Raw genomic sequence first — 11,328 nt, forward strand, 5'->3', positions numbered from 1 at the left:
CAGGGCCGGCATTTTGCTGCTGGTCGCGTAGGCCGCCTCCAGTAGCCGGGCCATCACAGTCACCACCCCCATCGGCAGGTGAAAGCGAATGGCCTTCCTGCCCAAAATGCGCTTGGTAATAGTAGCCAGGGCGTAACGGTCGTAGCTGTTGCCGTCGGACACATTGTAGCAGGCATGGTGTATTTCTGCGCCCAATGCCTGAATCACCGCCCTTGCCAGGTCTTTCACGTACACAAAGCTCAGCCACTGCGGCTTGTTGCTGATGTAAGGCTCCAGCCCCAGATTCAGGGTCTTGAGAACGATGAAAATATCTTTCTCCCGTGGACCATACACCGCCGTCGGGCGCAGCACGACCAGCGGCAGATCCTGTAGCTCCGCCAGGTACTGCTCGGCCAGGCGCTTGCTTTTGCCGTAGGCTGTTACCGGTTGCGCCTTGCTCTGCTCATGTATTGGCGTTGTGTCGCTGTACATTACCGGCCCTAGCGCCGCCAGGCTGCTGATGAAGACAAACTTCTTCAGCGGTATATCGGCCTCCAAAGCTGCCAAAGCCAGCTTTTGGGTATAGTCCGCGTTTACGCTATTGTATTCCTGCTCGCTTTTGGCCTTGGTGATGCCCGCCGCATGGATGATGTAATGATACTGCTTCTCCTCCAGCTCCTTTACCAGTGCTGCGGAGTCGTTGAATTTAAGGGAGGTGTAGTGGATATCAAAAGCCTGCAGGTGCGCTACCTCGCTGGAAGGCCGTACAGCGGCGTATACCTCCAGCCCTGCCTGTACGGCAGCCTCCACCAGGTGGTGCCCCACAAAGCCGCTTGCTCCCGTTATCAGTACCCGTTCCTTCATATCGCCTTCTCGTAGATCCTGTATTTTTTATAAGGCGTAGCACCCATTTTCAGCAGCCCCTGGTTCATCAGCACGTTATTCTCCAGTATCCAGGAGGCTTCAGCTGAATGCATCTTCTTTTCCCGGTGCTTCTGCATGGCAGCGCCGTAGAAACAGGCTTCTATCCCCATTTTCCGATACCCTTCCACCACGCCCAGCGCGATGATCCGCACGGCCGTTATCTTTTTGCGCAACAGCAGCAACTTAAAAATACCAGTTGGCAGCAAACGTCCTCTTTTGATCTTTTTGAGGATCTGGTTGATGTCAGGTATAGCCAGCGAAAAGCCTATCACTTTCCCGTTATGCTCGGCAATCAGACAGAAATCCGGGTCCACGATCAGTTTCAGGTCTTTGGCCATGTAGTCAAACTCCTTCGGTGTCATCGGCACAAAGCCCAGGTTCTTGTCCCAGGCTGAGTTGTAGATCTCCCGTAGGCTCTCTGCTTCCTGCTTATAGTTTTTCAGGTTGATCGGGCGGATGATAATGCCTTTCTGTGCCAAACGCTCACGAAGAGCTGTTGCCATGCGGGCAGCTTTGTCGTTGTAGCCTTCTGACAGGAACTGGTAAGCCAGTAAATCCACCTTCTTCCGGAAGCCCAGCTTTTCCAGCAGCTGTATGTAATAGCTGTAGTTATAGGGCATCATGGCCACCGGCGAGCTTTCAAAACCCTCCACCAGCAAACCACAGGTTTCATTTGTTGAGAAGTTCACCGGACCGATCATGGTGGTCACCTGCTTTGCCAGCAGCCATTGCTGTGCCTTCTGGATGAGCATACTGGCTACTTCCCCATCATTCACGCAGTCGAAAAATCCGAAAAAACCGTCCCGGCTATTGTTGAAAGCGTTGTGATTGTTATTGAGTATAGCCGCAATGCGCCCTACGAGCTTGTCACCGTCGTAGGCCAGGTATAGCTGTACTTCGGAGTGGTCATGAAACGGGTGTTTGCCTGGCGTCAACAGGTCCTTTTGCGCCATATAAAGCTCCGGCACGTAGTGCGGATCGTCTTTATACAGGGCATGCGGAAAGTCAATGAAGGCTTTCAACTGCTGCTTGGTATCAACAGGCAGTACTCTCTTCATAAGATGTATTTCGGGAGTTGATGCCGAGCAATTTAAATGCATCAGCAATTTTAGTAACCGCCTCTTCGATCTGGTCAAAGGTATGCGTAGCCATAATGGAGAGACGCAGCAGGGTAGAATCAGCAGGAACTGCCGGCGCTACCACTGGGTTCACAAAAATACCGTTGTCCTGCAGCAATTTCGTCACCATAAAGGTCTGGTAGTTGTCCCGCACATAGACCGGAATGATCGGCGTTTCCGTCGGGCCCAGTTCCAGGCCAGCGGCCGTCAGGAGTTCTATCGCATAGTTGGTGTTACGCCAAAGCTGCTCACGGCGCTCCGGTTCCGACTGAATGATGTCCAGGGCGGCGAGGGTACTGGCCACGGAGGCTGGCGACATGCTCGCACTGAAAATGAGCGAGCGCGCATGGTGCTTCAGGTACTGGATGGTATCGAAATCGCTTGCAATGAAACCACCCAGCGAGGCAAGTGACTTGCTGAAGGTGCCCATGATCAGGTCCACCTGGTCGGTAAGTCCGAAGTGCGAGGCCGTGCCGGCCCCCTGCTCCCCGATCACACCCAGTCCGTGGGCATCGTCTACCATAATGCTGCCGCCGTAGCGCTCAGCCAGGGCCACCAGCTCCGGCAGTTTCACGATATCACCTTCCATGCTGAAAACCCCGTCCACCACGATCAGCTTGATAGCATCTGCAGGCAGGCGGCTTAACTTGCTCTCGAGGTCAAGCATGTCGTTGTGCCTGTACTTGATCACCCTGGAGAATGAAAGTCTGCTTCCGTCGATGATGGAGGCATGGTTGTACTCATCGAGTATAATGTAGTCGTTGCGGCCGGTGAGGCTGGATATCACGCCCAGGTTTACCTGGAAGCCGGTGCTGAACACCAGGCGGCGTCCTTGCCCACATATTCTGCCAGTCTGCGCTCCAACTCCTGATGTATGTCCAGCGTGCCATTCAGAAAACGGGAACCTGCACAGCCACTACCATACTGCTCAATTGCCCTAATGGCCGCTTCCTTTACCTTCGGATGGTTTGTAAGTCCCAAATAAGCGTTCGACCCAAACATCAGCACCTTCTGACCGTTTATGATCACTTCCGTATCCTGAGCAGACTCTATTGATCTGAAATAAGGATAGGCCCCCTGCGCCATCGCTCTTTCAGCTGCATGGTGCGCAGCACTCTTCTCACGGGCGAGGATTTTCTCACGAAGTATATTGCCCATCTACAACACGTTAATTGTTATCTGTATTTATTTAACTGGCATGAACTCCAGCACGTTTTCAGCCGGTTTAAAACTGCGCGTTGACATTCACACAGTTCTCTTGGTTCATAAACTATAGAACTACTTATCCCTACTAATACTACTATTTATTATCAATAATTCCTTAAATTTTATGGATTATTTTTGGAAAGCACTTTGGTCAGACCGAAAATTTACGTTTTCAATCCGCGCATTAAAATATTATTGATGATGTCCATCCTGCCTTCCAGCGCTGCAAAGTTATTTTCGACCAGCAAGCCTACCTCAAGTCCGCGAAAAGCGCAAACCATAGCGAATGCGATGGCATCTATATCATCTGCCGCATACTGGGCAAACTCTTTCCGTTCGAGGCCAAACCGGAGGATATTCCGAACCAAGCTGATTTCTCTCAGTTCATATCGTCTGTGCAGATCCCTCAGGCGCGGAATGTTGGCTTCTATGTCCCCTTTTATTACAGTGTACAGGTTCGCTTTCTTTTTGAGGATGTTGAACCGGGTAAGACAAAGGGTTCTCAGTTTGTCTTCAGCTGTCTGTGCTTTGTTCACCTCCTCCTGCAGCGTCCGGAAAACCTCGTCCATCTCGCGTGTGAGGACCGCATCAAAGATATCGTCTTTACTTTTATAGTAATAATAAAGTGTACTCTTTCCTTTTCCGGCGGCTTTGGCTATGTCCTCCATGGTGGTCTTGGCCCAGCCAAAGTGCCTGAACAGTTTTTGGGCTTCGTCCAGAATCTCCTTTCTTACAAGCTCATCCTTCTCGTTCATACACGTTAGACCAAAATCGTTTTTCGGTCCAAAGGTAAAAGAAAGTTAAACATTAATCTACTTTTCCAGACCATTTTTTTTACGGGTATCACCGAACGATATCTCTATACCTACCCCCCGAAAACAAATGACCGCTCCAGGTATACCTGGAGCGGTCTAGTCAAACTAAACCTACTATATGCAGGCCACAAAGCCCATCTTCAGGGCCTGTGCAGCATATAGTATCGCTTCAGCCGGACAAGTTCTTTGTCTGGCCTATTTTCATCCCCGGTTCTGCAGCAGTGCTACCTGCTCCCGGATCAGTGTGTGTGCAACTTTTTGGGGATCTGGGTGCTGGGCCCCTCATACCTGATAAAGATATGGATCCAAAGGGATCGGGACAGTCGGAAGATGATCGGCAGCAAACCCACTACGGTTATTCCGACCAGGGCCATCATCATGGGGATGGTTACCTCCACTCCTGCCTGGTACATCACAAAAAGAAACACCAGAAAAACAGCCACATTGAATGCGAAGCTCACATACATGGCCCCATAGTAATAGCCCGGCTCCGGCTCAAAAACCTGACCGCAGCAGGGGCAGTTCGCGTGCATGTCTGCGAACCTGGGGCTATACAAGGTTCCTTCCGGAAACATGTTCCCCTCCCGGCAGCGCGGGCATTTTGCGGTAGCGACACTGTATAAAAATGACTTTTTCTCGCTCATGACGTTCTGTATCCTAATGACTAAGCAAATTTAGCTCTTTAGTATGCTGTTGAATCGGCACAAAAACGACGAAATGCTGTACTTTTAGGCTGCGCACTCAGCGCTCAAATCAAGTGATTCATCCGAGGGCATAGAACGAAAACTGCCATGGCAAAAGAACATCTTCCCATTTACCAGATACAGGATTTTGAAGCCCGGTCCCGCAAAGACAGGTACTTCTACATCAGCTCTTTTTCTGCCCACCTGCAGGAGCACCTGTTCATCCGCAAACCTCACAAACACGACTTTTACATTATCCTGTTTGTCACGCAGGGCCAGGGTACGCATACCATCGACTTCAAGACCTATGACGTACAACCCGGCAACGTATTCTTTCTGACGCCCGGGCAGGTGCACAGTTGGGAGCTCTCGAGTGATGCCGATGGCCTGATCATTTTCTTTTCGCAGGAGTTTTATGCAAAGGAGTATCCGCACAGGATGCCGTTCGAATTTCCGTTTTTCAATGCCTTGCTCTACAACCCGGTGCTCCGGATCAGCCAGGCTCATGAAAATACCCTGATGCCCATCCTGCAACTGCTGCAGCAGGAATACAGGCAGAACGGATTGATGCGAGATGTGGCCCTTAGCAGGTACCTGGACATACTGCTGATCGAGCTAACCCGTATTTTCAAACCGGGTGAGGCTGTGAAAGGGACTTTTGCAAAAGATCTTGCCCTGCTGCAGCAGCTGGAGCGACTCATCGACCTGCACTACAAAGAGCAACAACCTGTGTCTTTTTATGCAGAACGCCTGCATGTGACGCCCAAACACCTGAACGACGTCTGCCGCAATGCCCTGAACAAAACCACCAAGGAGCTGATACAGGACAGAACATTGCTGGAGGCGCAGCGCCTCCTGGTACATGCTGACCTCACGAGTTCTCAAATCGCTGCGGAACTCGGTTACTTTGACAATACCTATTTCTTCCGCTTTTTCAAAAAACACATAGGCTGCACCCCCGAGCAATTCAGGGCTTCGAATAAGTAAGGGCTATACCTTAAGACAGCGCCTGCGGCGAGGGGCCACCGGCAGGTTTGGAACGATCGGCAGGAAGCGGAACATACTCCAGGTTGTCAGTGGGTGGCAGCAGGATGCGTCCTTCTTTCCAGTCTGCTTTCGCCTGTTCTATCCGCTCCTTGCGCGAGGACACAAAATTCCACCAGATGTAGCGTTCACCCACTGGCTCTCCGCCAAGCAGCATCAAAGTAGTTGGTTCTTTTGCCACGATCATAGGGTCTGCCCCTTTGTTAAAGACCAGCATCTGCCCTACGGTATAGGTTCTGTGGGAGACTTCTATACTGCCTTTGGCCACATAAACACCCCGTTCTGAGTGCTCTTTTGGCAAACCAAAACGGGCGCCTTTTTCCAGCACGACATGCAGGTAAAACAGGGGGGAATGGATTTTCACGCCGTTGCGCAGCCCGTAAGCGTCGCCGGCAATCAGGCGCATCCATACGCCGGTTTCTGTAAAAACGGGAAGTTGTTCGGGTTTATAGTTCTCAAACGAAGGGGCGGACTCTTCATCCTTCTCAGGCAGCGCTACCCAGGTCTGAATCATTTCGAGCTCGCCCCCGGCCAGGGTAGCAGGGTCTTCGAAGCGTTCGGAGTGCGCAATGCCGCTACCTGCTGTCATCCAGTTTACCTCTCCCGGCCTGATGATCTGCTCCACGCCCAGGCTGTCGCGGTGGGTCACCTGTCCGCCAAACAGGTAGCTGACCGTGGAAAGGCCTATGTGCGGATGTGGCAGCACATCCATGTCGTGGCTGATGGGCGGCTGCAGGTCTACAGGACCGGCATGGTCCATGAAGATAAAGGGGCCTACCATGCGGCGGAGCCGAAACGGCAGAATACGCCGCACGTCCATTCCGGGAGCGAGCGAGGCTTTGCGTGCTTCAATGACAAGATCCAGCATTCGTGTACATTTAATATAATCCTATACCTGGCATGAAACGCTTCCCTCTGCGCGATGGCCATGCCCGGGCCGCGCCCATACCTACTTACTGAAGTATACGCTGAAAGTTATGCTACGCCCAGTCCCTTTTTACTTCTATCCTGCCTTCATCTGGAAGGTAAATGACATTACAGGTATGGTCATCATTTCTTTGCCTGATGGAAGCGAACTATAAATCTGGAACCCACTGCTTCCTCACTTTCCACTGAAATACTGTCGCCGGAGTTGTCGAGAATACGCTTCACCAGGTATAGTCCTATACCTGAACCCTCCACATGGTCATGTGCACGCTTAAACAAAGAGAAAATCTTACCGATCTGACTCGGGGCCAGGCCCAGGCCGTTATCCTGTACCGAGAGTTCGTACACCCCACTTTCAGTTATGGTTGTGCTGATTTTGACGATCGGACTTCGATCAGGGTTCGAATACTTGATGGCATTGGAGACCAGGTTGAACAGAATGCTCCGCAGGTTTTTGCGGGAGTAGCGCAGGGTCTCAAAGGCCATGTCCTTGCACTGTACAACTGCCCCGGTGTGTTCGATGTAAGGCTGCAGGCTGATCTTGATGTCTTCCAGCATGTCCCGAATCTGCACGTCTTCCGGTGCCTCGTGCTCGTGCTTCAGTTTCGTCACATCAGACAAGTCTGCGATCACGTTTTTAAGCGTGCCGAGTGCGCCATTCATGTGTTTTAACAGCACCTCGTGTTTCTGTAAGTCATCCTCCAGGTCTTCCTCCAGCGCCTGCAGCAGGCCTCGAGGTTGGTGATCGGCGCTTTCAGGTCATGGGAGGCCGCGTACACAAAATTATCAAGCTCGTTGTTGATCTTGATCAGCTCACTATTCTTGTGCATCAGCTCCTCGTTGCGGCGGCGTTCTGTCAGGTCCCGGGTTACTTTGGAGTAACCCAGCAGCCGCTTTTTGCCGTTGTAAATGGGGGTTATCACCACATTTGCCCAAAAAGCAGTACCGTCCTTGCGAATGCGCCAGCCCTCGTCTTCAAAGCGACCCACCTCCTGCGCCTTCCTGAGTTCATACTGCGGAAAGCCTTTTGAGATAGATTCCCGATCGTAGAAAGCAGAAAAATGACGGCCGATGATCTCTCCTGATTTGTAGCCCTTGATACGTTCGGCCCCTTCGTTCCAGCTCATCACGATCCCTTCTGGATTCAGCATCAGAATGGCGTAGTCCTTTACACCATCGATCAGCAGGCGGCTTTTTTCTTCACTCTCCCGCAGCTCTTCATTCACACGGAAAAGCTGTTGCTCCATCTGAAGCTTTTCAGTCAGGTCGCGGGTTATTTTCGAAAAGCCGATCAGGTCGTTCTTTTCATTGAAAATGGCAGTGATCACCGTGTTTGCCCAGAAGACAGAACCGTCCTTCCTATAGCGCCAGCCTGTGTCCTCAAATCTGCCGTGCTCTTTTGCCTGCCTGAGTTCATAATCCGGAAACCCTCCTCTACCTGCTCCTGGCTGTAGAACCTGGAAAAATACTTTCCGATGATCTCGTGCGCTTCATAGCCATTCATGCGGCGGGCACCATGATTCCAGGTAGCCACATTGCCCCCCGGGTCCAGCATGAAGATGGCATAGTCTGTCACCCCCTCTATGAGCAGACGGAAGCGTTCTTCGCTCTCCTTCAACTCCTCAAAGGCACGGTACAGATCATCCTCGGCCTTTTTGCGCTCCGACAGGTCTCGGGTGACCTTAGAGAAGGCAATCAGCTGCTGGTCTTTGTTATACACGGGTGTGATGACCACATTCGCCCAGAAGACGGAGCCGTCCTTTTTCACGCGCCAGCCTTCCTCTGTGTACTTGCCCTCCAGGATGGCTTTGCTCAGTTCCGCTGCCGGGTGATTTTCGGCAACATCCTTTTTCGTGTAAAAGATCGAAAAATGCTTTCCGATGATCTCTTCAGCATCATAGCCTTTTATCTGCTTCGCCCCGGTATTCCAAGTGCTGATGTAGCCCTCCGGGTTGAGCAGAAAAATGGCATAGTCTGTTATGCTGTCGATCAGAATCCGGTACTGCTCCTCACCGCCGGTGTCTATACCTGCTGCGGAGGCAGTAACTGGTTTTAAGTTCATGTCCATTAAAAAAGCTGCTTAGGTAAGGTGAGTAGGTATGAGAGTCTTCAGCTTTTTAGGTTAAAATTGCTGGTATTTAGGCAATATATGGAAAAAAATTAACTAGGTATGGCGAAAAGCCAGGCTATACCTCCTGCGGCTGCAGGTTACTGTTTACCTCATCAGGCATGGCGGGCTGGTCAAGACGCCTGATGACACGGGCCGGATTACCCACTGCTACGCAGTTATCAGGTATGTCTTTTACTACGACAGATCCCGCACCAATGCGCACGTTGTTCCCTATGCGCACCTCCCCGATGATGCACACGTTGGCACCTAGTTCCACGTTGTTACCGATAATAGGAGAACCGGTATAACTGCCGTCTTCACGACGTATGTTACCCAGGGTAGTGGAGTGGCGGAAAAAGCAGTTTTCACCGATCACGGAGCAGCCGTTCACCACCAGGGCCTGTCCGTGGCCCAGGAAAAAATTCTTGCCCACGGTAGTCCAGTGAGGCAGTTCTATACCCAATACCCATTCGACAAAGAACTTGTAGAAGGCCAGGTATGGCAACCAGATAATGCGAAAAAAGGTGTTGATAGAAGCAGGTCGGGCCAGGCGGAATAGCACCATCACGAGGCGCCCTTTCAGATTTCCTTTGTTGACATTCCAGTCCTGGAACACGTAAGACAAAAACATAGGCGAGTATTAATTTATATTCCGCATACGCTATGTTGCAGCCTGGCGTTGCAACATTCAAACCAAGCTTATCCACTACTCCGGTTTTATCCGGATAGCCCCATACAGCACAGGGCTGAAAAAACGCAGATTTTCAAGAACACAGGCCATGCTGAAAATTTTCAGGATCAATCTCGGACTCCTCTGCCATGGCAGCCAGCAGCATGTCTAAGGTATAGGTGAACGTGGCGTCGAACTCTTCTTCGGTCATTTTATTTATCTCAGGGGTATGTCCTGCTGTATAACCACAATACTAGCCATTTAATTTCAAAGCTGCCCTGTCACCCAAAACCCGACGTTGCCGTTTTTTCCCCGGAAAACTAAAACCAAAAGAGGTGTAAAACTTAGTGAAAGCCTGGTGTCTGAAGCAGCTATTCCCTAACTGCAAGTCCAGATGTGCGTACCTTATTAAGGTACAATCTATTTTTCCGACAAAACAACTGATGAACTATGAAGATCAAACTAAAACCATTGAAGGACCAGGTAATCGTGATTACAGGGGCATCGAGCGGTATCGGGCTTTGCACGGCCTTTGCCGCAGCCGAAAAAGGAGCGCGCCTGGTGCTGGCGGCCCGCAACGAGCAGGCGCTATATGATATAGCACAGGAAATAAATGACAAAGGCGGCGAAGCCATTGCCATCGGGGCTGACGTGGCTCGTCAGCAGGATGTGCAGCGTATCGCCGATATGGCCATGTCACATTTTGGCGGCTTTGATACCTGGGTGAACAATGCCGGCGTTTCCGTTTACGGCCGCCTGCTGGAGGTGAGTGACGAAGACAACCGCCGCCTCTTCGACACCAACTTCTGGGGAGTAGTGTATGGCTCACAGATGGCCGCTATGCACCTGCGCAACCGGGGTGGGGCGATCATCAACATTGGCAGCGTGCTGTCCGACATGGGTATCCCGATGCAGGGCATGTACAGCGCCACAAAGCATGCTGTGAAGGGCTTTACAGACTCCCTGCGCATAGAACTGGAAGAGGATGAAGCACCTGTATCGGTTACGCTGATCAAACCTTCGGGCATAAACACCCCCTACCCTGACCATGCCAAGAACTACACAGACCATAAACTGACCCTGCCGCCACCGGTATATGAGCCGGAAGAAGTGGCCAATGCCATCCTCTATGCTGCCACTCACCAGAAGCGCGACCTGATGGTAGGCGGAGGCGGCAAGCTTATGAGCCTTACGAATAAGATCGCCCCGGGCCTGATGGATACTTCCAGTGAACTCCTCATGACGGACATGCAGCTTCTGGACGAACCGGCACAGCACCGCGAGGGTGCCTTGCACAGACCAGGTGAAGGCGGTCGCATACATGGCCGCATCAAGGACACTATGCCAACCAGCCTCTATACCCGAGCACTCACCAACCCGGTAGTGGCGGGCGCTGTAGTCGCCGCAGCAGGTGCCGCTGCTCTGGCTCTGATGGGCAAAAAGCGCACAGACAACGGTAAGCGCAATTACAAGCAGGAGAATACCAAACCAGAGATGGTAGAGGTTGTGGAGATTGTAGAAGAAGTGAATGTTAATCCACTTCCTCCGCAGCGACCGCTCTAAACTGCTTTTTCTGCCTGCGCCAACTGTGCAGGCAATGCATAAAAGCTTCGAAAACAGGTGCAAAGTCCAGAACTTTTGCACCTGTTTTTGTTTTTATATAGAGAGCAGCTGAGACAGCCAGATTTCCAAAATAAAAATATTACAATAAAAACAAGCATTAAGGCTTAACACAATCCCACATCCGCCCAACAAAAATTTGTTTAAAATATGGCTTAAGAGTCTATAAAGGTTATTTTAGCTTAATCAAACCAGAAACACATCTGATATTATATTTATAATTAGTAAATCA

The 11,328-nt window shown here is 51.2% G+C and carries 13 protein-coding genes and 1 pseudogene; 2 read left to right on the top strand and 12 right to left on the bottom strand.

The window, feature by feature from the left end:
• The 6 genes from O71_RS16550 to O71_RS16570 all read right to left on the bottom strand — a co-directional run.
• Positions 1-843: NAD(P)-dependent oxidoreductase (locus tag O71_RS16550; protein WP_007659069.1), on the bottom strand; the 843-nt coding region annotated here is incomplete at its 3' end.
• A complete protein-coding gene (locus O71_RS16555) occupies positions 840-1,961 on the bottom strand; it encodes a hypothetical protein (RefSeq protein ID WP_007659071.1) in 1,122 nt (373 codons plus the stop codon). The genes O71_RS16555 and O71_RS16550, both read right to left, overlap by 4 nt.
• Entirely contained in the window at positions 1,939-2,841 is a 903-nt protein-coding gene (locus O71_RS16560; RefSeq protein ID WP_007659073.1) for an aminotransferase class I/II-fold pyridoxal phosphate-dependent enzyme, read from the bottom strand. Before O71_RS16560 ends, O71_RS16555 begins: the two co-directional genes overlap by 23 nt.
• Complete coding sequence (locus tag O71_RS26620; protein WP_007659075.1) at positions 2,817-3,179, bottom strand: aminotransferase class I/II-fold pyridoxal phosphate-dependent enzyme; 363 nt, start codon at positions 3,177-3,179, stop codon at positions 2,817-2,819. Before O71_RS26620 ends, O71_RS16560 begins: the two co-directional genes overlap by 25 nt.
• A gap of 212 nt (positions 3,180-3,391) precedes the next feature.
• Positions 3,392-3,982 carry a TetR/AcrR family transcriptional regulator gene (locus O71_RS16565; RefSeq protein WP_007659077.1) on the bottom strand — a complete coding sequence of 197 codons (591 nt, stop codon included), beginning with the start codon at positions 3,980-3,982 and terminating at the stop codon, positions 3,392-3,394.
• A gap of 299 nt (positions 3,983-4,281) precedes the next feature.
• Positions 4,282-4,575 carry a DUF983 domain-containing protein gene (locus O71_RS16570; RefSeq protein WP_007659078.1) on the bottom strand — a complete coding sequence of 98 codons (294 nt, stop codon included), beginning with the start codon at positions 4,573-4,575 and terminating at the stop codon, positions 4,282-4,284.
• 258 nt (positions 4,576-4,833) lie between these two features.
• Here O71_RS16570 and O71_RS16575 point away from each other — a divergent pair, with 258 nt between their 5' ends.
• Positions 4,834-5,712 carry an AraC family transcriptional regulator gene (locus O71_RS16575; protein ID WP_007659080.1) on the top strand — a complete coding sequence of 293 codons (879 nt, stop codon included), beginning with the start codon at positions 4,834-4,836 and terminating at the stop codon, positions 5,710-5,712.
• Between the two features lie 10 nt (positions 5,713-5,722).
• On the opposite strand, the gene O71_RS16580 is transcribed toward O71_RS16575, so the two are convergent.
• From O71_RS16580 to O71_RS26885, 6 genes and pseudogenes are all read right to left on the bottom strand, one after another.
• Complete coding sequence (locus O71_RS16580; RefSeq protein ID WP_007659082.1) at positions 5,723-6,637, bottom strand: pirin family protein; 915 nt, start codon at positions 6,635-6,637, stop codon at positions 5,723-5,725.
• Between the two features lie 182 nt (positions 6,638-6,819).
• Positions 6,820-7,359 carry an ATP-binding protein gene (locus O71_RS23425; RefSeq protein WP_007659084.1) on the bottom strand — a complete coding sequence of 180 codons (540 nt, stop codon included), beginning with the start codon at positions 7,357-7,359 and terminating at the stop codon, positions 6,820-6,822.
• A 5-nt stretch (positions 7,360-7,364) separates the two neighbouring features.
• On the bottom strand, positions 7,365-7,943 hold the full coding sequence (locus tag O71_RS23430; RefSeq protein WP_155800972.1) for a PAS domain S-box protein: 579 nt from the start codon (positions 7,941-7,943) through the stop codon (positions 7,365-7,367).
• 45 nt (positions 7,944-7,988) lie between these two features.
• Positions 7,989-8,036, bottom strand: a pseudogene (locus tag O71_RS26625) (hypothetical protein); the annotation flags it as partial.
• Complete coding sequence (locus O71_RS22015; protein ID WP_007659090.1) at positions 8,021-8,764, bottom strand: PAS domain-containing protein; 744 nt, start codon at positions 8,762-8,764, stop codon at positions 8,021-8,023. The pseudogene O71_RS26625 and the gene O71_RS22015, both read right to left, overlap by 16 nt.
• Before the next feature lie 118 nt (positions 8,765-8,882).
• Positions 8,883-9,437, bottom strand: a complete 555-nt coding sequence (locus O71_RS26885; RefSeq protein ID WP_007659093.1) for a serine acetyltransferase — start codon at positions 9,435-9,437, stop codon at positions 8,883-8,885.
• 489 nt (positions 9,438-9,926) lie between these two features.
• On the opposite strand from O71_RS26885, the gene O71_RS16595 reads away from it, so the two are divergent.
• Positions 9,927-11,039: an SDR family oxidoreductase gene (locus tag O71_RS16595; protein ID WP_007659095.1), complete on the top strand. Its 1,113-nt coding sequence runs from the start codon at positions 9,927-9,929 to the stop codon at positions 11,037-11,039.
• The last annotated feature ends 289 nt before the right edge of the window (positions 11,040-11,328 follow it).

Origin of the sequence: Pontibacter sp. BAB1700 (assembly GCF_000277005.1) — a bacterium.
Lineage (GTDB): Bacteria > Bacteroidota > Bacteroidia > Cytophagales > Hymenobacteraceae > Pontibacter > Pontibacter lucknowensis.

Excerpts from the sequence above, each read along its gene's own strand:
- O71_RS16555 (WP_007659071.1), bottom strand. The coding sequence starts at position 1,961 with ATGAAGAGAGTACTGCCTGTTGATACCAAGCAGCAGTTGAAAGCCTTC.
- O71_RS26620 (WP_007659075.1), bottom strand. The coding sequence starts at position 3,179 with ATGGGCAATATACTTCGTGAGAAAATCCTCGCCCGTGAGAAGAGTGCT.
- O71_RS16565 (WP_007659077.1), bottom strand. The coding sequence starts at position 3,982 with ATGAACGAGAAGGATGAGCTTGTAAGAAAGGAGATTCTGGACGAAGCC.
- O71_RS16570 (WP_007659078.1), bottom strand. The coding sequence starts at position 4,575 with ATGCACGCGAACTGCCCCTGCTGCGGTCAGGTTTTTGAGCCGGAGCCG.
- O71_RS16575 (WP_007659080.1), top strand. The coding sequence starts at position 4,834 with ATGGCAAAAGAACATCTTCCCATTTACCAGATACAGGATTTTGAAGCC.
- O71_RS16580 (WP_007659082.1), bottom strand. The coding sequence starts at position 6,637 with ATGCTGGATCTTGTCATTGAAGCACGCAAAGCCTCGCTCGCTCCCGGA.
- O71_RS23425 (WP_007659084.1), bottom strand. The coding sequence starts at position 7,359 with ATGAATGGCGCACTCGGCACGCTTAAAAACGTGATCGCAGACTTGTCT.
- O71_RS23430 (WP_155800972.1), bottom strand. The coding sequence starts at position 7,943 with ATGGAGCAACAGCTTTTCCGTGTGAATGAAGAGCTGCGGGAGAGTGAA.
- O71_RS22015 (WP_007659090.1), bottom strand. The coding sequence starts at position 8,764 with ATGGACATGAACTTAAAACCAGTTACTGCCTCCGCAGCAGGTATAGAC.
- O71_RS26885 (WP_007659093.1), bottom strand. The coding sequence starts at position 9,437 with ATGTTTTTGTCTTACGTGTTCCAGGACTGGAATGTCAACAAAGGAAAT.
- O71_RS16595 (WP_007659095.1), top strand. The coding sequence starts at position 9,927 with ATGAAGATCAAACTAAAACCATTGAAGGACCAGGTAATCGTGATTACA.